This is a genomic window from Streptomyces sp. NPDC057617 (assembly GCF_042800555.1).
GTDB lineage: Bacteria > Actinomycetota > Actinomycetes > Streptomycetales > Streptomycetaceae > Streptomyces.
The window spans coordinates 170284-192257 of record NZ_JBHVGV010000007.1 but is presented as its reverse complement, the minus strand read 5'-3'; the positions used below and the strand labels follow the sequence as shown (position 1 = coordinate 192257).

At 70.9% G+C, this 21974-nt stretch carries 19 protein-coding genes; 13 read left to right on the top strand and 6 right to left on the bottom strand.

Going from position 1 to position 21974, the window contains the following annotated elements; translation table 11 throughout:
- Positions 1 to 66: 66 nt before the first annotated feature.
- A complete protein-coding gene (locus ACFU9P_RS19315) occupies positions 67 to 1596 on the bottom strand; it encodes an MFS transporter (RefSeq protein WP_384082238.1) in 1530 nt (509 codons plus the stop codon).
- Between the two features lie 93 nt (positions 1597 to 1689).
- Between ACFU9P_RS19315 and ACFU9P_RS19310 the strand changes: the two genes are divergently transcribed.
- Both ACFU9P_RS19310 and ACFU9P_RS19305 read left to right on the top strand, forming a co-directional pair.
- Entirely contained in the window at positions 1690 to 2091 is a 402-nt protein-coding gene (locus ACFU9P_RS19310; RefSeq protein WP_384082235.1) for a winged helix-turn-helix transcriptional regulator, read from the top strand.
- Positions 2092 to 2150: 59 nt separating this feature from the next.
- On the top strand, positions 2151 to 4292 hold the full coding sequence (locus tag ACFU9P_RS19305; protein ID WP_384082232.1) for a hypothetical protein: 2142 nt from the start codon (positions 2151 to 2153) through the stop codon (positions 4290 to 4292).
- Positions 4293 to 4472: 180 nt separating this feature from the next.
- Here the strand turns inward: ACFU9P_RS19305 and ACFU9P_RS19300 are convergent, their stop codons facing one another.
- A complete protein-coding gene (locus ACFU9P_RS19300; RefSeq protein ID WP_384082229.1) occupies positions 4473 to 5078 on the bottom strand; it encodes a TIGR03086 family metal-binding protein in 606 nt (201 codons plus the stop codon).
- Between the two features lie 214 nt (positions 5079 to 5292).
- On the opposite strand from ACFU9P_RS19300, the gene ACFU9P_RS19295 reads away from it, so the two are divergent.
- The 6 genes from ACFU9P_RS19295 to ACFU9P_RS19270 all read left to right on the top strand — a co-directional run bounded on the left by ACFU9P_RS19295 (position 5293) and on the right by ACFU9P_RS19270 (position 11490).
- Complete coding sequence (locus ACFU9P_RS19295) at positions 5293 to 6036, top strand: DUF1684 domain-containing protein (protein ID WP_384082226.1); 744 nt, start codon at positions 5293 to 5295, stop codon at positions 6034 to 6036.
- A 95-nt stretch (positions 6037 to 6131) separates the two neighbouring features.
- Positions 6132 to 7709, top strand: a complete 1578-nt coding sequence (locus ACFU9P_RS19290) for an ABC transporter substrate-binding protein (protein ID WP_384082223.1) — start codon at positions 6132 to 6134, stop codon at positions 7707 to 7709.
- A 115-nt stretch (positions 7710 to 7824) separates the two neighbouring features.
- Positions 7825 to 8790, top strand: a complete 966-nt coding sequence (locus ACFU9P_RS19285; protein ID WP_384082220.1) for an ABC transporter permease — start codon at positions 7825 to 7827, stop codon at positions 8788 to 8790.
- On the top strand, positions 8787 to 9701 hold the full coding sequence (locus ACFU9P_RS19280; RefSeq protein WP_384082217.1) for an ABC transporter permease: 915 nt from the start codon (positions 8787 to 8789) through the stop codon (positions 9699 to 9701). The genes ACFU9P_RS19285 and ACFU9P_RS19280 overlap by 4 nt, the downstream gene beginning before the upstream one ends.
- Positions 9698 to 10657, top strand: a complete 960-nt coding sequence (locus ACFU9P_RS19275) for an ATP-binding cassette domain-containing protein (RefSeq protein ID WP_384082214.1) — start codon at positions 9698 to 9700, stop codon at positions 10655 to 10657. Before ACFU9P_RS19280 ends, ACFU9P_RS19275 begins: the two co-directional genes overlap by 4 nt.
- On the top strand, positions 10654 to 11490 hold the full coding sequence (locus tag ACFU9P_RS19270; RefSeq protein ID WP_384082211.1) for an ABC transporter ATP-binding protein: 837 nt from the start codon (positions 10654 to 10656) through the stop codon (positions 11488 to 11490). The genes ACFU9P_RS19275 and ACFU9P_RS19270 overlap by 4 nt, the downstream gene beginning before the upstream one ends.
- Positions 11491 to 11639: 149 nt before the next feature.
- Here the strand turns inward: ACFU9P_RS19270 and aceB are convergent, their stop codons facing one another.
- Entirely contained in the window at positions 11640 to 13271 is a 1632-nt protein-coding gene (gene aceB / locus ACFU9P_RS19265) for a malate synthase A (RefSeq protein ID WP_384082208.1), read from the bottom strand.
- Positions 13272 to 13503: 232 nt separating this feature from the next.
- Positions 13504 to 14154: an NTP transferase domain-containing protein gene (locus ACFU9P_RS19260; protein ID WP_384082204.1), complete on the bottom strand. Its 651-nt coding sequence runs from the start codon at positions 14152 to 14154 to the stop codon at positions 13504 to 13506.
- Positions 14155 to 14410: 256 nt separating this feature from the next.
- On the opposite strand from ACFU9P_RS19260, the gene ACFU9P_RS19255 reads away from it, so the two are divergent.
- Positions 14411 to 14728, top strand: a complete 318-nt coding sequence (locus ACFU9P_RS19255; protein WP_376380754.1) for a DUF5955 family protein — start codon at positions 14411 to 14413, stop codon at positions 14726 to 14728.
- A gap of 161 nt (positions 14729 to 14889) precedes the next feature.
- Here the strand turns inward: ACFU9P_RS19255 and ACFU9P_RS19250 are convergent, their stop codons facing one another.
- Positions 14890 to 15693, bottom strand: coding sequence for an IclR family transcriptional regulator (locus ACFU9P_RS19250; RefSeq protein WP_384082201.1), 804 nt, complete (start codon positions 15691 to 15693; stop codon positions 14890 to 14892).
- A gap of 357 nt (positions 15694 to 16050) precedes the next feature.
- Here ACFU9P_RS19250 and allB point away from each other — a divergent pair, with 357 nt between their 5' ends.
- The 3 genes from allB to ACFU9P_RS19235 all read left to right on the top strand — a co-directional run bounded on the left by allB (position 16051) and on the right by ACFU9P_RS19235 (position 19949).
- The gene (gene allB, locus ACFU9P_RS19245) at positions 16051 to 17394 is read left to right on the top strand and encodes an allantoinase AllB (protein ID WP_384082689.1); all 1344 of its coding nucleotides are present in this window, start codon (positions 16051 to 16053) and stop codon (positions 17392 to 17394) included.
- Positions 17395 to 17575: 181 nt separating this feature from the next.
- Entirely contained in the window at positions 17576 to 18646 is a 1071-nt protein-coding gene (gene alc, locus ACFU9P_RS19240; protein ID WP_384082687.1) for an allantoicase, read from the top strand.
- Between the two features lie 109 nt (positions 18647 to 18755).
- Entirely contained in the window at positions 18756 to 19949 is a 1194-nt protein-coding gene (locus ACFU9P_RS19235; protein WP_376380760.1) for a cytochrome P450, read from the top strand.
- Positions 19950 to 20006: 57 nt separating this feature from the next.
- On the opposite strand, the gene ACFU9P_RS19230 is transcribed toward ACFU9P_RS19235, so the two are convergent.
- Entirely contained in the window at positions 20007 to 21011 is a 1005-nt protein-coding gene (locus ACFU9P_RS19230) for a Gfo/Idh/MocA family oxidoreductase (RefSeq protein WP_376380763.1), read from the bottom strand.
- A gap of 168 nt (positions 21012 to 21179) precedes the next feature.
- Here ACFU9P_RS19230 and ACFU9P_RS19225 point away from each other — a divergent pair, with 168 nt between their 5' ends.
- Complete coding sequence (locus ACFU9P_RS19225) at positions 21180 to 21944, top strand: GntR family transcriptional regulator (protein ID WP_376380766.1); 765 nt, start codon at positions 21180 to 21182, stop codon at positions 21942 to 21944.
- Positions 21945 to 21974 lie beyond the last annotated feature (30 nt).

The following is a 21974-nucleotide window of genomic DNA, read 5'->3' as shown; positions in this document are numbered from 1 at the left end:
CGTGGTGCGCACCGGTTTCCGCGGTGCGCACCGGCCGGATCACGAGATTACGGGAGTAGTCCGGGATCAACCCGTATGAGTGGTAGGGGTTCCCGGCTTGTTCGTACGTGGCTCACCTGTACGAGGCTTTTCCGTACCGGACTTGACCGTACGGGCCTTCTTCTTGCGGGGCTTTTCCTTACGCGGCCCTTCTGTACGGAGGAGAACGGCTGCGGCCAGCAGCGCCACCGCGGCCACGCCCGCCGCCGTACGGAACGCGAGCTGGTAGCCGCCGCTCAGGGCCGGGACCGGGTCTTCCCCCGCCCCGAGCAGCTCGCGGGTCCGGCCGGACGCGAGGGCCGCGGTGACGGCCAGACCGAGCGCACCGCCCACCACTTGGCCGGTGTTGAACAGGCCGGACGCCAGACCGCCGTCCTCCGGCCGCGCGTCCGCCATCGCCAGGCCCGTGAGCGCCGGCATGGCCAGCCCGAAACCGGTCCCGAGCAGCAGCATCACGGGCAGTACGTCCATCGCGTACGTACCGTCCGCGGGCGCCCGTCCGAGCAGCGCCAGCCCGGCGACGATCAGCGTGAGCCCGGCCAGCAGCACCCGCCGGGGCCCGAACCGTACGGTCAGCCGTGCCGAGAAACCCAGCATCAGCACCCCGATGACCACTGGCGCGGGCAGGAACGCGAGGCCCGTCAGCAACTCGTCGAAACCCAGCACCCGCTGGATGTAGAGCGCGCCCAGATACTGGAAGGTGAACATGCCGGCGACCATCAGAAGCTGGACGAGATTCGCGCCCGCCAGGGTCCGGGAGCGCAGCAGCCGTGGCCGCAGCAGCGGATCGGCCGCGTACACCTGCCGTACTGCGAAGGCCGCGAGCAGCAGCACGGACAGCGCCCCGAAACCGAGCGTCGGGGTGGACGCCCAGCCGCGGTCCGCGGCCCTGACGATGGTGTGGACCCCGAGCATCAGCGCCGCGGTGACCAGCACCGCGCCCGCGTAGTCGGCCCCCTTGCCGAGGCCCTGGCCGCGGTCGTTCTCCAGGACGCGCAGGGCGGCGATCAGCGCGGCCACCCCGATCGGGAGATTGATCAGGAAGATCGAGTGCCAGCCGAGAGCCGAGGTGAGGGCGCCGCCGAGAAAGGTGCCGAGCGCCCCGCCCGCGGCCCCGACCGCGCTGAACACGGCGATCGCCCTGGCCCGGTCACGGCCCTCGGGGAACAGCGCCACCAGCATGCCCAGGACGACCGCCGAGGTCATCGCCCCGCCGATGCCCTGCGCGAAGCGTGCGGCGATCAGGGCACCGGAGCTGGTCGAGACCCCGCAGAGCAGTGAGGCCACGGTGAAGACGGCGAGCCCCGAGACGAACATCCGCCGCCGCCCGATGAGATCGCCGAGCCGGCCCGCCAGCAGCAGAAGCCCGGCGAAGGCGATGAGATAGGCGTTGACGACCCAGGCGAGACCGGCCGGGGAGAAGCCGAGACCGGACTGGATGGCGGGCATCGCCACGGTCACGATACTGCCGTCGAGGACGGTCATCAGGGTCCCTGCGCACAGCACAACCAGCGCTGTCCAGCGGGAGTGACGGGAGGGCACTACGACCCCGTCCATGGCTTGGACCATGGCTTGGACCTCCAAAGGTGCACGATATGTAACGGGGGTTATCGTGGGTGACCGTGGAGTCCGTCGTAAGGAGGCACTTCGATGTCCCAGGGGAACACGCGGGTAACGGCACAGGTCGTGCACGCGCAGGCGTGCCCGGTGCGGGAAGTTCTTGACAGGGTCGCCGGGAAATGGAGCGTCCTGATCCTGATCGCGGCCGCCCACGGGCCGATCCGGTTCACCGAGCTGGAGCGCTCCATCGAGGGCATCAGCCGGCGGATGCTCACGCTGACCCTGCGGAATCTGGAGCGCGACGGGCTGCTGATCCGTACGGCGCATCCCACCGTCCCGCCCAAGGTCGAGTACGAACTGACGCCCGTCGCCCGCGAGTTGCACGCCTCACTGCTGGGGCTGACGGACTGGGCGGAGCGCCACCGCGTGACGATCGCGCAGTCGCGGGCGGCGTACGACGAGGCGCACGGGCGGGGGCTGAACGCGGACTGAGGGCCTGCCCTGTGGACAAGGCCGGGGCGTTGTCGGACCCCCGTGGCACGATGCCGGTCATGGATCTCGTACAGGTATTCGCCGATCTGGACGCCCAGCCCTGGGCGGACCTTCAGCACGCCTATGGCAGCGCGGCCGATGTGCCCGGGCTGCTCCGAGGGCTGGCGAGTGAGGACGAGGAAGAGGGGTCGGAGGCTCTGGACGAGCTGTACGGCAGCATCTTCCACCAGGGCTCGGTGTACGACGCCACCGCGCGGGCCGTGCCGTATCTGGCGCGGCTGGCCGCGGCCGGGGTCCAGAGCATGGACCTGCTGGTCCTGCTCGGCGGAATAGCGGAGGGCGAGCACGAGCGCGGCCCGAGCGAGTCCGAGCCCGGTGCCTGCCGGGCGGCCGTCATCGCCCAACTGCCCCTGATCCTGCCCTTCGTGGAGGACGGCGAGGCGCGGCTGCGGCAGGCGGCGGTCTGGACGGCGGCCGGTACGGGGGCGGCGGAGGCGGTGCTTCCGGTGCTGCTGCGGCGGCGTGAGCGGGAGAAGGACGCTCTCGTACGGGCCGAACTGCTCTCCGGGATCGTGCTGCTCGACCCGGCGGGATCGGTGTCCGAGGCGATCGCGGCGCTCGACCCCGGGGAGCCGCCGGAGCTGAGGATCGCCGGGGTCCTCGCCTCGCTGGACGCCGGGCTGCCCTGGACGCCCGCGCACCACGAGGCGGTGCTTTCGCTGCTTCCGCTGGACGATCTGGCCGCCGACCGTTTCGACCACGACCGGTCGGAGCCCCTCCAGTTCATCGTCGAAGCGTTGTTGGAGCGTGACACCCTCGCCGACCGTGAGGCGGCGCTCTCCCTGCTCGACGCGGTGCTCCGCGCGCCGGACGCGGAGAGCAGGGCGGAGGGGCTGTGGGCCGCTGAGCAGGCCTGCGACTTCTCGCGCAGTGCCCCGGCGCGGCTCGCGCCTGCGGTGATCGGCCTGCTGGACGACCCGACGCCGGCGCGTGCGGCGCTCCTCGTACTGGACAAGCTGGGCCCGCACGCGGCTCCCGCCGCCCCGGCGCTGGCCGCTCTGGCCTCGGGCGGCGGCGATCTCGCGGACCGCGCGCTCAGCTCCCTCGTCCTGGTGGACCCGGAGCGGGCGGCCCCGCTGCTCGCGCGGGATCTGCCCGAGCGCCCCGGCGCCCTCGGCGCGGCCGTCGGTTTCCCGGACGGGCGGGACGCCGTGCCGTTCCCGTACCACCCGGAGCTGCTGGCGGCCGTCCGCGCGCGGCTGGCCGACCCGGATCTCCAGGGGAACGAGCCGATCCATCTGGCCCGGCTGCTCACGCACTGGGGCGAGCGTGCCGCGCCCGCCTTTCCCGAACTCGTCGCGGCACTGGGCCGGTTCCCCCTCGTCGTACCGCGCGCGCTGGCGGCGGCCGCCCCTGCGCGGGCCGTCGGACCACTGCGTGCAGCGGCCGAATCGGGGCCGGAGGAGGGCCGGTTCGCGGCGGCGCGGGCACTGCACGGGCTGACCGGCGAGAGCGGGCCGCTGCTGACGGCGATCACCGCGGAACTGGCCTGCGGCGATCCCTACCGGATTCGGGAGGCCGCCGGCGCCGCCGACGGGCTGGGCCAGGACGCGACCGTACTGCTTCCGGCGCTCCGGGCCGCCCTCGGCGGGGAGGACGAGCGCCGGACGACCCCGCGCATGGACGCCGATCTGGAGATATCCCTCGCGCTGTGGCGGGGGACCGGTGACCCGGGCGATGCCGTGCCGGTGATCGCGGGCGTACTGGCGGACGCGGACCACGACTGGTCGACGTGGACGGCGATACGGGCGGCACGGGCGGCCGCCCGGCTCGGCCCGGCGGCCGCCACGCTGCGCCCGGCCCTGGAGCACCAGCTGACCGATCTCCGCCGCGCACCGTCAGCGGTCCTGGCCCTGCTCGCCGTGGTCCCCTCCACCCAGGACCTTGGCGATCTGGCCGCCACACTCCTCACCGCGGCCGAACAGAACGCCGACCCCCGAGGAGCCCTGGACGCGCTCACGGCCCTGGGCCCGGCGACCCTGACCCCGGACCACCGCGCCCGCCTGACGGACCTGGCGGAACGAGACCGCAGAGTCTGGGCCACGGGCGATACGAGAACCCTCGTCGCGGCGGACGCCCACTTCCAGCAGCAGGCCCGCGCTTTGCTCCGGAGGGGCAAACCAAGCCCGTCCGGCGCCTGAGGACACAACACAGCAGCCCGTCCGGCGATTGAGGACACAGATTGAGGACACAGCGCGGCAGCCCGTCCGGCGCCTGAGGACGAACCGCGGGGGGGAGCAGGTCCGGGCGCCGTCGACCGTGAGGCCCCCCGGCCCCCGGGCGGGCGCGCCCGGACCTGCCCCGGTTCGCGCGGTCCGGTGTCAGGCCGGGCGCCAGCCCGGATCGCGGCCGCTCAGGCCGATGACGCGGTCCAGCAGCGGCGCGCCGGCCGGCAGCACGATCGGCGGCCCGAACAGACCCTCCGGAGCCGGATCCGTGTCGGCCGGCTCCGCCGCAGGCGCCAGCATCCCGTAGGACACCTGGAGGCTCGCCTCGTCCGGGTCGTACTCCTGGCCCGTACTGCGCGCCAGGTCCCAGCCATGGATCAGGACCTCGTTCAGCGCCACCGTCGCCGCGACCGCCCCCGGCAGTTCGACCCCGCCGACCCGGGTCGCGCCCTCCCATGCCTCAGGCGCCCGCCAGGCCTCGGCCAGTTCGTCGAGCTGCCCCGGCAGCAGCTCACGCCAGTTGTCGACGAGTACGGGCAGCGCGGAGTTCGGCGACGTATCCGTCGTCGGGCCCAGCTCCTTCCGTGCCGCGTCCCGGAACGCCACCGTCAGCCCGACGAGATGTCCGAGCACCTCCCGCACCGTGTACGCGGGACACGGCGTCGGCCCGGCGAGGTGCTCATCGCGAATACCGCCCACCACCCCGGCCACCCGCCGGCACACGGGTCCGAAATCGAAAAGATCAACCTTCATGTCCATGTTCGTATTCGTGTTCATGAAAGGGCAGACCGGCCCCGCCACCGGAACTCATCGGTCCAAGCGCACCCGGAGCCCAGCCATGAGACGGCTGTCTCGAAGAGTGGGCGTTTATGGCTGGAAATGATCCCTCGCATGTACGATCCACTCGTTCCAGACCCGACAGCGACAACGCGCGCCGGATCGAACCTTTGACGCAGACCGGAGCGAGTCACGCATGTCCGTACAAACCCGTGCTTCCTCGTCGGCCATAGCCGTCGCACAGGCCGGCTTCGACGCCTGGCGGGCCTCCCGGCAGACGGCCGTCACCGGGCCGCTCGGGAATCTGGCGCTGGTCGAGACCCGTTGGCTGCCGCAGGGGACCGACGCCGAGGAGGCCAAGGCGGCGGAAGAGGAACAGCTCGGCGGGGACGGCCGTGTGACCGTCACCACGGTGCGGCGGACCGATCTCCACACCGGCGAGCCCGAGCACGGCCTGCGCCTGTGGGACGCCGACGCCCCGGCGATCCAGCACTTCTTGTCCATCGACACCTACCCTTTTCGGCCGGACTGGGTCGTCGAGGCCGCGTTCGCCCCCGTCGCCGCCGACCGCCGCGTTCCGTTCGAGCACATCAGAGACAGCGGAGGCAGCCGGGAACTGGTCGTTCCCGGTGATATCCACGTCACACTGGACGGTGTGGACTACACGCTGTCGGCCTTCGACGACGACGGAACGCTTCTCCTGGTCTTCGGCGATCCGACCAATGGCGCCGACACATACGGCGCGGGCCGGTTCCTGTTCGTCCCGCGCGAGGGGGAGAGCGAAACGGTGATACTCGACTTCAACCGCGCCTTCGTGCCGCCGTGCGGATTCTCCGCTCAGTACAACTGTCCATTGCCGCCCCGGCAGAACCGGTTGCACCTGCCCGTCCACGCGGGCGAGAAGGTCCCGGTTTTCCGCGGCGGCTACTCGCTGAGCTGAGCAGAGCAGATCCCACCACGGCACCACAGCCGGACCGGCCCTCCGCGGGCATCCGCCCCCGGGCCCCGTCCGGCCGTTGATCAGGAGTAGAAGAGATGAGAAAGTCCGTACCGCTGCCCGTACCGCGGCCCGTAGCATCGTCCTCGCCGCTGCCCGGTCCGCTGTCCCGGCCGCTGCTCGGCGGCGCCCTCGCGGTCGCCCTGGCCCTGGCCCTCACCGCCTGCGGCTCCGGGAACGACAACAAGAGCAGCACGCCCTCCGGTTCGTACGACAAGAACGCGACCATCGGCATCGGCTCGCTCTACGAACCGCAGAATCTGGACAACACCGGAGGCGGCGGCCAGGGCGTCACCGAAGCGCTCAACGGCAATGTCTACGAAGGCCTGTTCAGGCTGACCGACAGCGGCAAGGTCGAGAAGCAGCTCGCCAAGGACTACACCGTCAGCCCGGACGGCCTGACGTACACCTTCAAGCTCCGTGACGGTGTGACGTTCCACTCGGGCAAGAAGCTCACCTCCGCGGATGTGAAGTACAGCATCGAGAAGGTGACCGCCGAGAACTCCCAGTCGGCGCGCAAGAGCAGCTTCGACATGATCAAGTCGATCGCCACCCCGGACCCGGCGACCGTCGCGGTGACCCTTTCGTCCAAGTCGATCTCGTTCGTCTACAACCTCAGCTATGTGTGGGTCGTCAACTCCGAGGCCAAGGACCTCAAGACGTCGGAGGACGGCACGGGACCGTACAAGCTGGACAAGTGGACCCGCGGCTCCGCGCTCAGCCTCGACCGCTTCACCGGCTACTGGGGAACGCCCGCGACCAACGCCAAGGTCGTCTTCCACTACTACAAGGACGCGACCGCCCTCAACAACGCGCTCCTCACCAACGCCGTGGACGTGGTGACCAGCGAGCAGAGCCCGGACGCCCTCGACCAGTTCGCCAGCAACCCGGCGTACAAGGTCAACGACGGGAACTCGACCACCAAGCTGCTGCTGGCCTTCAACGACAAGGTCAAGCCCTTCGACAATGTGAAGGTGCGCAAGGCCGTCAGCTCGGCGATCGACAACAAGAAGCTGCTCCAGTCGGTCTGGGGCGACCACGGCACGCTGATCGGCTCCATGGTCCCGCCGACCGACCCGTGGTACGAGGACCTCACCAAGGTCAATCCGTACGATGTGGCGCTCGCCAAGAAGCAGCTCGCGGAGGCCGGTTACGCCAAGGGCTTCGACTTCACCCTCGACACCCCGAACTACGACCCGCACCCGACCGCGGCCACCTTCATCAAGTCGGAACTGGCCAAGGTCGGCATCAACGTCAAGATCAACATCATCACGCCGGACGAGTGGTACACGAAGGTCTACAAGAACCACGACTTCAGCGCGACGCTCCAGGAGCATGTCAACGACCGGGACGTCGTCTGGTACGGGGACCCGGACTTCTACTGGGGCTACGACAACAAGCAGGTCGGCGCGTGGGTGAAGCAGGCCGAGCAGTCGGACACCACCGATGAGCAGACGGCGCTGCTGAAGAAGGTCAACAACCAGATCGCGGAGGACGCGGCCAGCGACTGGCTGTATCTGTACCCGCAGATCGTGGTGGCGTCGACCAAGCTGTCGGGCTACCCGCTCAACGGGCTCAACTCGCAGTTCTACGCTTACGCCATCAAGAAGAGCTAATGTCCTCCACCGCCGTACGGGCGCGCCGTCCCAGTGATCTCCGGATTCCTGGCCGTCGGGCCCGTACGGCGGGAAGCCCCGCTCCCGTGCTTCCGTCGATCGGTCCCCTCCCCTGATGATCTCCTATCTGCTGCGGCGGCTGGCCTTCCTGGCCGGCTCACTCTTCCTGGCCAGCGTGGTGATCTTCCTGCTGCTGCGGGCGCTGCCCGGCGATCCGGCGAACTCCCTGCTCGCGGTCGGCGCGAGCCCCGAGCAGATCGCCGCGGCCCGCCACGAGATCGGCTCGGACCGGCCGCTGCCCGAGCAGTTCGTCACCTGGCTCCATCAACTGGCCACCTTCGACCTGGGGAACTCGTTCATCAGCACGCTCCCGGTCGGGCCGGAGATCACCTCGCGGCTCGATGTGACCGTCCCGCTGACGCTGTTCTCCTTCGTGCTGGCGATACTGATCGCGGTCCCGGTCGGTTTTGTCGCCGCGCACCGCTCGGCCACCTGGTACGGCACGCTCATCAGCGGAATCTCCCAACTGGGCATCGCCGTACCGGTCTTCTGGATCGGGATGATCCTGATCACGGTCTTCGCGCTGCAACTCGGGGTCCTGCCCGCCGGGGGCTTCCCGCAGGACGGTTGGGCCGAGCCGGGGGAGGCGCTCACCTCGCTGGTCCTGCCGGTGATCACCGTCGCACTGGTGATGTCCGCCTCGCTGATCCGGTACGTACGGTCGGCGGCCCTGGACGTCCTCGGCAGCGACTATCTGCGTACCGCCAGGGCCCTGGGCTCGTCCTTCAGCCACGCGATGTGGCGCCACGGCATGCGCAACGGCGCCGTACCGGTCGTCTCCGTCCTCGGTATCGAACTCGCCACGACACTGCTCGGCGCGGTGGTGGTCGAGACGGTGTTCGCGCTGCCAGGACTGGGCAGCATGCTCGCCCAGGCGGTCGCCCAGCACGACTACCCGACGGTCCAAGGGGTGCTGTTCGTGAGTACGTTCGCGGTCCTGGTCATCGGCTTCCTCGGCGATATCGCACAGCGGCTGATCGATCCCCGGCTGCGCGGCCGGCTGTCGGGGGGTGCCCGATGAGCGAGCCGACCGCCGTGGAGCTGACGAAGACGACGCGGGATACGGGTACGGATAGGGGTACGGGCAAGGAACCCGGCACGGCTTCGGGAGCCTCGCGCGGGCGCCGTTCGCCCGCCCTGGTGGCCGGCTGTGTGCTCGTCGGGCTGATCGTCGCCGTCGCGCTGGTCTCGCTGTTCTGGGTTCCGTACGCTCCCGACGACACCTCGGGCGGCAGGCTCACGCCACCCGGTCTGCCGCATCTGCTCGGTACGGACAAGCTCGGCCGCGACCTGCTCACCCAGCTCATGATCGGCGCGCGGATCGCCCTGGAGGCCGGGCTCGGCGCGATCGCGATCGGGGCGGTCCTCGGTGTCTGCGCAGGACTGGCCGCGGGCTTCGCCACCCGCTGGCTCGACGACACCCTGTCCACCCTGCTCGACGTACTGATCGCCTTCCCGACCCTGCTGCTGGCCATGCTGATGGTGGCGGCCCGGTCGGCCTCGCTCGGTACGGCGGTCCTCGCCATCGGGTTCGCGATGACGGCGGTGGTCGCGCGGCTGACCCGGATCCTGGTCAAACGGGTGCTGGCCCTGGACTACATCACGGCGGCCCGCACCTCGGGGACCTCATGGCCGCGTGTGATCACCGGGCATGTGCTGCCCAATATCTGGCCCACCCTGGTGGTGAATCTCGCCCAGCAGTTCGGCCTCGCGGTCATGGCCGAGGCGAGCCTGTCGTTCCTGGGCCTCGGCGCGCCGCCGCCGAACGCCTCGTGGGGACGGATGCTGCATGAGGCACAGGCGACCGTGTTCACCGCGCCCACGGGGGTCATCGCCCCCGGGGTACTGCTCGTCATGCTCGTGGTGGGGGTCAATCTGATCGCGGACGGACTGCGCGACACGCTGGATCCCACGCGGCGGAGGACGCGATGAACGAGTTCGAGAAGTCCGGCCCCGCCGTTCCCGGCGCAGAGGCGGCCGGCGCGGAGACTCCCAGCGGGAAGGCGCCAGGCCCGGCGGCTCCCGGCCCGGCGGCTCCCGGCCCGGCCGCCCCCGGCCCGACCGGCCCCGCCGCCACGGTTCTCGATGTCCGCGGACTGACGATCCGTACCGACCAGGGCCGGGCCCTCGTCTCCGACCTGTCGTTCTCGATCGGCGCGGGCTCCCGGCTCGGCCTGGTCGGCGAGTCCGGTTCCGGCAAATCCCTCACCGCGCTCGCCGTCCTGGGTCTGCTGCCGCCCGGGATGGCCGCCTCCGGCAGCATCGTCCTCAGAACGGATACGGACGGACCCGGCGCCGAGGTCGTCGGCGCGACCGAGCAGCGGCTGACCGGTATGCGCGGCAGGGCCGCCACGATCGTCTTCCAGGAGCCCCTCACCGCGCTCGACCCGCTGATGCGGATCGGCGGCCAGATCGCAGGACCGCTGCGCCGGTGGCGCGGGCTGCGCGGAGCCGCGCTGCGCCGAGCGGTGGGGGAGGCGCTCGAACAGGTACGGCTTCCCGACCCGGACCGGATCATCCGCGCCTACCCGCACGAGATCTCCGGCGGCCAGCGCCAGCGGGTCGCGCTCGCCATGGCCCTGGCCTGCGAACCGGCCCTGCTGATCGCGGACGAGCCCACCACAGCTCTCGATGTGACCGTCCAGTCGGAGGTGCTCGCGCTGCTGGACGGGCTGGTCGCGGAGCGGGACATGGCGCTGCTGTTCGTCAGCCACGACCTGGCGGTCGTCTCGGCGGTGACCGACCATGTCGTGGTGCTCAAGGACGGGTCCGCGGTCGAGTCGGGGACCGTGGACGAGATCGTACGGCGGCCCCGCCACCCGTACACCCGGGATCTGGTGGACAGCGCCCGCCACCTGGAAAGCGCACTGGAACGGATCGTCCGATGACCAACCCGATCCAGCCCGACTCGGCGGCAGCCCCGGGGGCCCCGAATTCCCTGGCCAAAGACGCGCCGATCCTGTCCGCGCGGGACGCGGGCTTCGCGTACCGCGGCTCGCCGCCCGTCCTGCACGGCATCTCGCTCGACATCACCGCCGGCCACAGTATCGGCCTGGTCGGTGAGTCGGGGGCCGGCAAGACCACCGTGCTCAGGCTGCTGCTCGGCCTCACCCGGCCCACGACCGGACGGATCCTGTTCGACGGGGCCGACCTCCGGCTTCGCGACCGGGAACAGATGCGCCGCTTCCGGCGCGCCGTACAGAGCGTCTTCCAGGACCCGTACTCGTCCCTCGACCCCCGCCAGCGGGTCGGCGGCATCGTCTCGGAGCCCCTGCGCTCCCTCGGCCTGACCCGCTCCCGCCAGGACGACCCCCGGGTCGCCGCGGCGCTGGAGGCCGTCGGCCTGCCGGCGGACGCGGCGGCCCGCTACCCGCACGAGTTCTCCGGCGGCCAGCGCCAGCGCATCGCCATCGCCCGCGCCACGGTCTGCGAGCCCCGGATCCTGCTCGCCGACGAACCGGTCAGCGCCCTCGATGTCACGACCCGGGTCAGGATCGTGGACCTGCTGATCGAACTGAAGGAGACCAGAGGCCTCACCATCGCGATGGTCTCCCACGACCTCTCGGTGGTGGCGGCCCTGTGCGAACGTACGGCGGTGCTGGAACGCGGCCGCATCGTCGAACAGGGCGACACCCCCGCGGTCCTCGGCACCCCCACCCACCCCTACACCCGCCACCTCATCACCAGCGTCCCCAGGCTCCCGTCACCGAAGGAAGCCTGAGGAAGAAGCCGGGGGACGAAGCCGGGGGACGAAGCCCGAGGAAGAAGCCCGAGGAAGAAGCCCGAGGAAGAAGCCCGAGGAAGAAGCCCGAGGAAGAAGCCCGAGGAAGAAGCCTGAGGCGACGCCCCCTGACCCTTGCTGACGCCTCGTCAGCCGTGCAGTCGCTCGTAGGCGGGGAGGGTGAGGAAGTCGGTGTAGTGGGGGTCCAGGGCCACCGTCAGCAGCAGGTCGTGGGCTTCCTGCCACTTACCGGACGCGAAGGCTTCCTCGCCGATCTCGGCGCGGATCGCGGTGAGTTCGTCGGCGGCGATGCCCCGGGCGAGTTCCGGGGTGGCGCGCAGGGTGCGGCCGTCGTGGTCGAATTCGACGCCCGCGTTGATCCACTGCCAGATCTGGGAGCGGGAGATCTCCGCCGTGGCGGCGTCCTCCATCAGGTTGAAGATCGCGACCGCGCCCATGCCGCGCAGCCAGGCCTCGATGTAGCGGATGCCGACCTGGACGGCGTTGCGGAGGCCTTCGTATGTGGGCCTGGCGTTCAGGGAGTCGATGGCGATCAGATCGCCGGCGGCGACGGAGACGTCCTCGCGCAGGCGGTCCTTCTGGTTCGGGCGGTCGCCGAGGACCGCGTCGAAGGAGGCCATCGCGATCGGCACCAGGTCCGGGTGGGCGACCCAGGAGCCGTCGAAGCCGTCGGCGGCCTCGCGGTCCTTGTCGGCCTTGACCTTCTCGAAGGCGACCTTGTTGACCTCGGCGTCGTGGCGGGACGGGATGAAGGCCGCCATACCGCCGATGGCGTGCGCGCCGCGCTTGTGGCAGGTGCGGACGAGCAGTTCGGTGTACGCGCGCATGAACGGGGCTGTCATCGTCACGGCGTTGCGGTCGGGCAGTACGAACTTGGCGCCGCCGTCACGGAAGTTCTTCACGATCGAGAACAGATAGTCCCAGCGGCCCGCGTTGAGCCCGGAGGCGTGGTCGCGCAGCTCGTACAGGATCTCTTCCATCTCGTACGCCGCGGTGATGGTCTCGATCAGGACGGTCGCGCGCACGGTGGACTGCGGAATCCCGGTGTAGTCCTGCGCGAAGACGAAGATGTCGTTCCAGAGGCGGGCCTCCAGATGCGACTCGGTCTTCGGGAGATAGAAGTACGGGCCCTTGCCCAGCTCGATCAGGGTCTTCGCGTTGTGGAAGAAGTACAGGCCGAAGTCGACGAGCGCGCCGGGCACCGGCTCGCCGTCCACCCGGAGATGACGCTCCGTCAGGTGCCAGCCGCGCGGGCGCATCACCACGGTCGCGAGCCGGTCCGCGTCCTTGAGGGCGTACGACTTGCCGGAGCGCGGGTCGGTGAAGTCGATACGGCGGGCGTACGCGTCCTTCAGATTGAGCTGGCCCTGGACGACGTTCTCCCAGGTGGGGGCGAGGGCGTCCTCGAAGTCCGCGAGCCAGATCCGCGCCCCCGAGTTGAGCGCGTTGATGGTCATCTTGCGGTCGGTCGGTCCGGTGATCTCGACCCGCCGGTCGTCGAGCGCCTTAGGCGAGGGGGCCACGCGCCAGCTCTCGTCCTCGCGGATCGCCACGGTCTCCGGCAGGAAGTCCAGGCTGGAGGTACGGGCGATCTCCGCGCGGCGCTCCGCGCGGCGGGCGAGCAGCTCGTCACGGCGAGGGGTGAACCGCCGGTGCAGCTCCGCCACAAAGGTGAGGGCGGCGTCGGTGAGTACCTCGTCCTGCCGGGGCAGGGGCTCGGCGTCGACGATGGCCGGTGACGGCGCGGGTGCGGACGACATGAACGGTCACTCCTTCACGGGCGGTGCCCGGCGGCCGCCGGGTCACCTCGGACGGCACGCGGTGCCGTGGCACCGGGATACGGTCGTGGGCGCCGGGTGGGGGGAATGGGCGCTTCTGACCTGTGGATACTAGTTTTCTCATGGTGGAAGTTCAATGGTCTGTTGATATCGAGATTCTCAGGGTCGACAGATCACGACGCCGGGTGCCACGGAAATTCGGGCTGCCGGGCTCTCACTGCTCAAGGTGGGACAGATCTTCCTCCGTGTCGATGTCGTACGCCTGCGCGACATCCCCGCACTCGATCAGAACGATCTCGCTCTCATGCGCCCGCAGATAGCCGCGCGCCCCGCGGTCGCCCCGCGCGTCCGCCGCGATCTCCGCCCACCGGCGGGCGCCGAAGAGTACGGGGTGGCCGCGCCGCCCGTCGTACGAAGCGGACACGAGCGCATCGGGACCGCTTCGTACGACGGCCGGCGCCGACACCAGCCGGGCCACCGCCGCCGCGCCGATCCCCGGCTGGTCCACCAGCAGAACGAGGGCCGCGCCCGCGTCCGTATCGGTCAGTGAGGCGAGGCCCGCGCGCAGGGACGACCCCATGCCGTCGGCCCAGTCCGGGTTGTCGACCAGGACGCATCCGGGCAGGTCCGCCCGGTGCCGTACCTCGTCCGCCGCCGCCCCCAGCACCACATGCACCGGGCCGCAGCCTCCCTCGCGCAGGGCCCGCGCCGCATGTTCGACCAGCGGGCGGCCCCGGTGGGGCAGCAGCGCTTTCGGCCGGCCGCCCAGTCTGCGGCCACCGCCCGCGGCGAGCAGCAGCCCGGCGACACCGCCGTGCCGGGTGGCCTCGCGCGGGTCCGTCGTGTCGTTGTCTCTGCCTGGCATGTGCCCTGCATACAGCAGATATCGCGTCCGTGCGCAGTGCGCCGGCCGGCCCGGCCGGAGTGATCACCGGGTGTTCTGTCCGCATTCGGTTCGCATTCCCGCCGTTTTCCGTCCGCGGAGTGGCGCGTACCGCGCGGGATGGCGTTAACTTGCCCGCGAACCTTGGCGCCTGACCACCGTCCTGGGACCGGAATATCAGCGTGAAGATGTGCCCTACACAAAAATGTGCGGGCACAAGGGGATTGAGGGGGAAGCTTTGTTGCGGAGCGTGGGGCAGACGCCGGTGGCTGAGAAGGGTGAGGACCCGAGGCTGGCGGGGCTGAACGGAGCCGTTTCCCGGCTCCGGCGCGAGCTGGCCGGCTACCCGGTCGAGTTCAGGGACCGGGCCATCGCCGAGGACGAACTGGCGGCGCTGGCCGCGATGGTGGCGGGCGGCGCTCCCGAGGTCGCCCGTATGCGCCGCTCACTGCTGCTGATCGTTGGGTCGATAGGTTCGGTCAGCGCGCTCGGTCCCGCGCTGATGAGCGTACGGAACGCGGTGGACCTGTTCGGGGACGTCCCCGGGTCGCGCTAGGGCGTGTCCGCGGCCCTGTCCGGCGGGTCGGCCGACCGGCTCACCGCGCCCGCCCGCCGCTCACGCCCGCCTCGCCGCTCGCACCCGCCGTTCACGATCCCGTACCGCTCCCGCTGTTCACCATCCCGTACCGCCCGTACCGCTCCCGATCCCCGTACCGCTCACGACTGCGTCGCCGTGTTCGCCAGTGCCTCCGCCAGGTCCCGAGCCACCTCCTGGAGCACCGGGACGATCTTCTCCGTGGCCTCCTCCGTCACCCGGCCCGCCGGGCCCGAGATCGAAATGGCCGCGGCCGTCGGGGAGTTGGGAACCGGCACCGCCAGACAGCGGACCCCGATCTCCTGCTCGTTGTCATCGACCGCGTACCCCGAGCTGCGCACCACCTCCAGGGCCGCCAGAAAGCCCTCGGGGGTGGTGATCGTCTTCTCGGTGGCGGCGGGCATCCCCGTACGGGCGAGCAGGGCGCGGACCTCCTCCGCCGGGGCGTGCGCGAGCAGCGCCTTGCCCACGCCCGTGGAGTGCGGCAGCACCCGGCGGCCCACCTCGGTGAACATCCGCATCGAGTGCTTGGACGGCACCTGCGCGACGTACACGATCTCGTCGCCGTCCAGCAGCGCCATGTTCGCGGTCTCGCCGGTCTCCTCGACCAGCCGGGCCAGATACGGCCGGGCCCAGGTGCCGAGCAGCCGCGACGCCGACTCGCCGAGCCGGATCAGCCGGGGGCCCAGCGCGTACCGCCGGTTGGACTGCTGGCGCACATAGCCGCAGGCGACCAGGGTGCGCATCAGCCGGTGGATCGTGGGCAGGGGCAATCCGCTGCTGGCGGAGAGTTCGCTCAGCCCGACCTCGCCGCCCGCGTCCGCCATCCGTTCGAGCAGGTCGAAAGCGCGCTCAAGAGACTGGACGCCGCCGCTGGCGGGGGCTGATTTGGCGGCGTCGGTGGTGCTGGCGCTGGACGACGGCACGTCAACGGTCCTTTCGGGGCGGGCGGGGCCAAGCAAGCAGCCTACCGGGGCGATTCTTCTCGGGGTCCTGCCTGGAACCCTCCTTGATCCTTTCGCGGCCCTCCTTGAGTGAGCCGCGTTCTGCTTGATGGAATACGGATTCCACCTTACGGAAGTCCATAAGTCTAGCGCGGCAGCGTACCCGATGGGCGGGTCCCCTGGGAATGTGGTCTTGACGGGCCGGGGTCCGGAGTGAAGACTCCTTCAACAGTTCGTTGAATTCTTGTTCGAGAGGCCGACAGGTCGAGAGGCTGAGAGGCCGAGGGGCAGATTCGAGGGGCAGAGATGGCAGAGGTGCCCACAGAGGCGTCCGCGGAAATGTCCGGGGTGAGCCTGGTCCTGCGTTCGACGCGCGTCATCACGCCCGAGGGGACCCGCGCCGCCTCGATCGCGGTCGCCGGCGGACGGATCGCGGCCGTGCTGCCGTACGGTGCCGACGTCCCGGCGGGCGCGCGGCTGGTGGACGCCGAGGACGATGCCGTGCTTCCCGGGCTGGTCGACACCCATGTCCATGTGAACGATCCGGGCCGCACCGAGTGGGAGGGCTTCCGGACCGCCACCCGCGCCGCGGCGGCCGGCGGGATCACGACCCTGCTCGACATGCCGCTCAACTCCCTGCCGCCCACCACGACCGTCGCCCACCTGCGGACCAAGCAGGCGGTGGCCCGTACGCGGGCCCATGTCGATGTGGGCTTCTGGGGCGGCGCGATCCCCGGCAACACCGAGGATCTGCGGCCGCTGTACGACGCCGGGGTCTTCGGCTTCAAATGCTTTCTGTCGCCCTCGGGCGTGGAGGAGTTCCCCGAGCTGGACCGGGAACAGCTCGGGCGCTCGCTGGCGGAGATCGCGGGCTTCGGCGGACTGCTGATCGTCCACGCCGAGGATCCGGGCGAACTGGCCGCGGCACCCCAGCGCGGCGGTCCCGCGTACGCCGACTTCCTGGCGTCCCGGCCGCGCGCCGCCGAGAACGCGGCGGTCGAGGGGCTGGTCGCACAGGCGAAACGGCTCGGCGCCCGGGTACACGTACTGCATCTCTCGTCCTCGGACGCGCTGCCGCTGATCGCCGCGGCCAAGCGCGAAGGGGTACGGATCACCGTCGAGTCCTGCCCGCACTTCCTGACCCTCACGGCCGAGGAAGTCCCGGACGGGGCAACGGAGTTCAAGTGCTGCCCGCCGATCCGTGAGGCCGCCAACCGGGACGCGCTCTGGCAGGGGCTCGCCGACGGCACGATCGACTGTGTCGTCTCCGACCACTCGCCCTGCACACCCGATCTCAAGTCCCCCGATTTCGCCGCCGCTTGGGGCGGAATCTCCTCGCTCCAGCTCGGCCTTCCGGCGATCTGGACCGAGGCGCGCGACCGGGGCCACTCGCTGGAGGACGTCGCGCGCTGGATGTCGTCGGGTCCTGCCGCGCTCGCGGGACTGAGCCGTAAGGGCGCCATCGAGGCGGGCAGGGATGCCGACTTCGCGGTGCTCGCGCCCGACGAGACCTTCACCGTGGACCCGGCCGCGCTGCACCACCGCAACCAGGTGACGGCGTACGCGGGGAAGCGGCTGTACGGGGTTGTCAGGTCGACATGGCTGCGCGGCGACCGGATCGTCCATGACGGCGTCCTCGCCGAACCCTCCGGCCGACTGCTCGAAAGGAACGACCGAACGTGAAAGGAACGGACTGACCGTGTCCGAAGCCCCGTCGGCTCCGTCACCCGAGCCCGACTCGCCCCAGCCCGGCTCGCACCCGCCCGACTCACCTGCGCCCGGCTCAGACGCGCCAGACTCACCCCAGCCCGGCTCACCTGCGCCCGAATCGCCGCCGCGCCTTCCCTCCTTCACCGGTGACGCCCTGCCGTACGCGGGCGGCGATCCGTACGCCGACTACCGCACCGCCGACTTCCCCTTCGCCCGCCTCCCCGATCTCGCCGACCGTCGGCTCGGGGCCGCAGTCATCGCCGCCAACGACGAGTTCTTCGCCGAGCGCGAGAATCTGCTGAAGCCGGAACGCGCCGAGTTCGACCCCGGGCGCTTCGGGCACAAGGGCAAGATCATGGACGGCTGGGAGACCCGGCGCAGACGCGGCACCGGCGCGGACCGCCCGTACCCCGCCGCCGAGGACCACGACTGGGCGCTGGTCAGGCTCGGCGCCCCCGGGATCATCCGCGGGATCGTCGTCGACACCGCGCATTTCAGGGGCAATTACCCGCGGGCGGTCTCGGTCGAGGGCACCTCGCTGCCCGGCTCCCCGTCGCCCGAGGACCTGCTCGCCGACGAGGTGATGTGGACGGTCCTGGTGCCCCGTACGGTCATCGGCGGCCACGCGGCCAACGGCTTCGCGGTCGGAGCCGAGGGGCGCTTCACCCACCTCCGCGTCAACCAGCACCCGGACGGCGGAATCGCCCGGCTGCGGGTGTACGGCGAGGTCGCGCCCGATCCGGGGTGGCTAGGCGTCCTCGGTACGTTCGACCTCGTCGCGCTGGAGAACGGCGGCCGGGTCGAGGACGCCTCCGACCGTTTCTACTCGCCCCCCGTCCACACCATCCTGCCCGGCCGCTCGCGTTCGATGGACGAGGGCTGGGAGACCCGGCGCCGCCGGGACCGGGGCAACGACTGGATCCACTACCGGCTGGTGGAGCGCGCCGAGATCCGCGCGGCCGAGATCGACACGGCGTATCTGAAGGGCAACGCGGCAGGCTGGGCGGCGCTGTCCGTACGCGACGGCGCGGCCGGCGACTGGCGGCAGATCCTGCCCAGGACCCGCCTCCAGCCCGACACCAACCACCGCTTCGCCCTGCCGGCCCCCGCGATCGCGACGGAGGTGCGCATCGACATCTACCCCGACGGCGGCATCTCCCGGCTCCGCCTCTTCGGCTCCCTGACGGACGACGGCATGCGGCGGCTCCGGGCCAAAAGCACCTAGAGCCAGCAGGGCGGGCCTCAACTCCCTGTCCGGTTCGCCCGGTTGGCGCAGGGTGCGGATCCGGCCACCGAGGATGGTGGCCCGGGTGCGGGCCGCGTACGCTGGCCGGATGGCGGTTATCGAACTGGCTGATTACGGCCCGGACTTCAACGTCAATCCCTATCCGTACTACGCGAAGCTGCGGGAGGCGGGGCCCGTTCACGAAGTGCGGGCGCCGGACGGCAACCAGTTCTGGCTGGTCGTCGGATACGAGGAGGGCCGCGCGGCCCTCGCCGACCCCCGGATGTCCAAGGCGCTCGCCACCATGGGGTACGAGTCGGCCGACGAGGCGATCATGGGCCCGCATGTGCTGACCCTCGACCCGCCCGACCACACCAGGCTGCGGAAACTGGTCGCCCCCGAGTTCACCCCGCGCCGGGTCGAGGCGATGCGCCCCCGTATCCAGCGGATCACCGACGACCTGCTCGACGCGATGGTCCCCAAGGGGCGGGCCGACCTCGTCGACGCGCTGGCCTTCCCGCTGCCGATCGTGGTCATCTGCGAGCTGCTCGGCGTGCCGTACGCGGACCGGGACACCTTCCGCGCCTGGACCAATGAGATCGTCGCGCCCACCACCCCCACCGGCCAGCGCGACAACACCATCGAACTCTGCGCGTATCTCGACGAACTCATCGAGGACAAGCGGTCGTCCGGGCCCGCCGACGACCTGCTCTCCACGCTGCTGCGCACCCGGGACGAGGACGGCGACCGGCTCTCCGCGGCCGAACTGCGCGCCTGGGCCTATGTGCTGCTGATCGCCGGGCACGAGACGACCGTCAACCTGATCTCCAACGCGGTCCGCTCCCTGCTCGACCACCCCGCCCAACTGGCCGCGCTGCGCGCCGACTTCAGCCTGCTCGACGGGGCGATCGAGGAGACGCTGCGGTACGAGGGGCCGGTGGAGACCAGCACCGTACGGTTCACCACGGAGCCGATCTCGTACGGCGACACGGAGATCCCGGCCCTCAGGACGGTTCTGGTCGCGCTCGCCTCGGCGGACCGCGATCCGGCCCGTTTCCCCGACCCGGACACCTTCGACATACGCCGTTCCAGTACGCCCGGCCGGGGCCCGGGACATCTCGCCTTCGGGCACGGCATCCACTTCTGCATCGGCGCGCCGCTGGCCCGGCTGGAGGGCCGGATCGCGCTGCGGGCGCTGCTGGAGCGCTGCCCCGGGCTGGAGTTCGACCCGGCGGCGGGAGCGTACGACTGGCTGCCGGGGATGCTGATCCGCGGTGTGCGCGAGCTGCCGGTGCGCTGGTAGGAGCGCTGTCCGTACGGGAGCACCGGCAGCTCGCAGCAAGGGAACCGGTGGCGGGGATCAGCTCGCGGGGATCTCCGCCACCGCGACCGGCCGGTGCTCCCGCCGCGACAGCTCGCACGCCTCCGCGATCCGCAGCGCGTGCAGCGCCTCCCCGCCGTCGCACGGATTCTCCAGCTCGCCGGCGACCACCTTCAGGAAGGCGTCCAGCTCCGCCTCGTACGCCGGGGCGAACCGCTCCAGGAAGCCCGGCCACGGGTTGTCGCAGGGCGGCGGGCCCTTCGGCTCGGTCGAGGTGATCGGCGTACGGTCGTCGAGCCCGACCGCGAACTGGTCGTGCTCGCCGGCCAGTTCCATTCGTACGTCATAGCCCGCGCCGTTGCGGCGGGTGGCCGTCGCCGTCGCGAGCGTCCCGTCGTCCAGGGTGAGTACCGCCGCCGCGGTGTCGATGTCGCCCGCGTCCCGGAACATCCCGGGCCCGCCGTCCGACCCCGTCGCATACACCTCCGCCACCTCGCGGCCGGTGACCCAGCGCAGGATGTCGAAGTCGTGCACCAGGCAGTCGCGGTACAGCCCGCCGGAGAGCGGCAGATACGCGGCGGGCGGCGGAGCCGGGTCCGAGGTGATCGCCCGTACGGTGTGCAGCCGGCCGAGCCGGCCCGACCGTACGAGCTCGCGGGCCGCTCCGTACCCCGCGTCGAAGCGGCGCATGAAGCCGAGCTGGAGCACCGTGCCCGCCGCCTCGACCTCCCGCAGCGCGCCGAGCGTTCCGGCCAGATCGAGGGCGATGGGCTTCTCGCAGAAGGCGGGCAGTCCCGCGCGGGCGGCGCGGCTGATCAGGTCGGCGTGCGAGGAGGTGGCCGAGGCGATCACCACGGCGTCCACGCCCCAGGTGAAGATCTCGTCCACGGAGGGGGCGGCGGTCGATCCCGTACGGTCGGCGACCTCCGCCACCCGTGCCGAGTCGATGTCCGCGACGACCAGGGAGCCGACCTCGCGATGGCGGCTGAGCACGTCCGCGTGAAAGGTGCCGATACGGCCCGTGCCGATGAGTCCGATGCGCATGGCCCCCAAGGTGGCCGTATGCCGCTCACCATGTCAAGCATTTGTCCTGACAATCGAACTTCACGCCTTCCCGTCAAGAAACAGTGCGACTACGCTCGGTCCGTGCCCCATCAGCCGAGACCAGCCCAAGCAGGACAGGAGACGCCCAGCCAGGAGAGGCCCGGGCAGGTGACGCCCGAACCGGATGCGCGTGATCTGCCCCTCCAGCTCAGCGTCGACCGCACCAGCCCCGTCCCGCTGTACTTCCAGCTCTCGCAGCAGTTGGAGGCGGCGATCGAGCGGGGCAGGCTGGCCCCCGGCAGTCTGCTCGGCAACGAGATCGAACTGGCCGGGCGGCTCGGGCTGTCCCGCCCCACCGTCCGCCAGGCCATCCAGTCCCTGGTCGACAAGGGGCTGCTGGTGCGGCGCAGGGGCGTGGGCACCCAGGTCGTGCACAGCCAGGTCAAGCGCCCGCTGGAGCTGAGCAGCCTGTACGACGACCTGGAGGCGGCGGGCCAGCGCCCGGCCACCCGGGTCCTGCGCAATATCCTCGAACCGGCCGCCGCCGAGGTCGCCGCCGCGCTGGGGGTCGCCGAGGGCACGGACGTACAGCTCATCGAGCGGCTCCGGTACGCGCACGACGAGCCGATGGCGTATCTGCGCAATCACCTTCCGGCCGGTCTCATCGAGTGCGACACCGAGCGCCTGGAGGCCACGGGTCTGTACCGGATGATGCGCTCCGCCGGGATCACCCTGCACAGCGCACGGCAGTCGATCGGGGCGCGGGCCGCGACCGCCGAGGAGGGCGGGCTGCTGGCGGAGGCGGGCGGCGCCCCGCTGCTCACCATGGAACGGATCACCTTCGACGACACCGGGCGGGCCGTGGAGTTCGGCTCGCACATCTACCGGGCGTCGCGGTACGCCTTCGAGTTCCAGCTCCTCGTACGTCCGTAGCACTTCCGTGTTACGTCCGCGGGGCTTGAC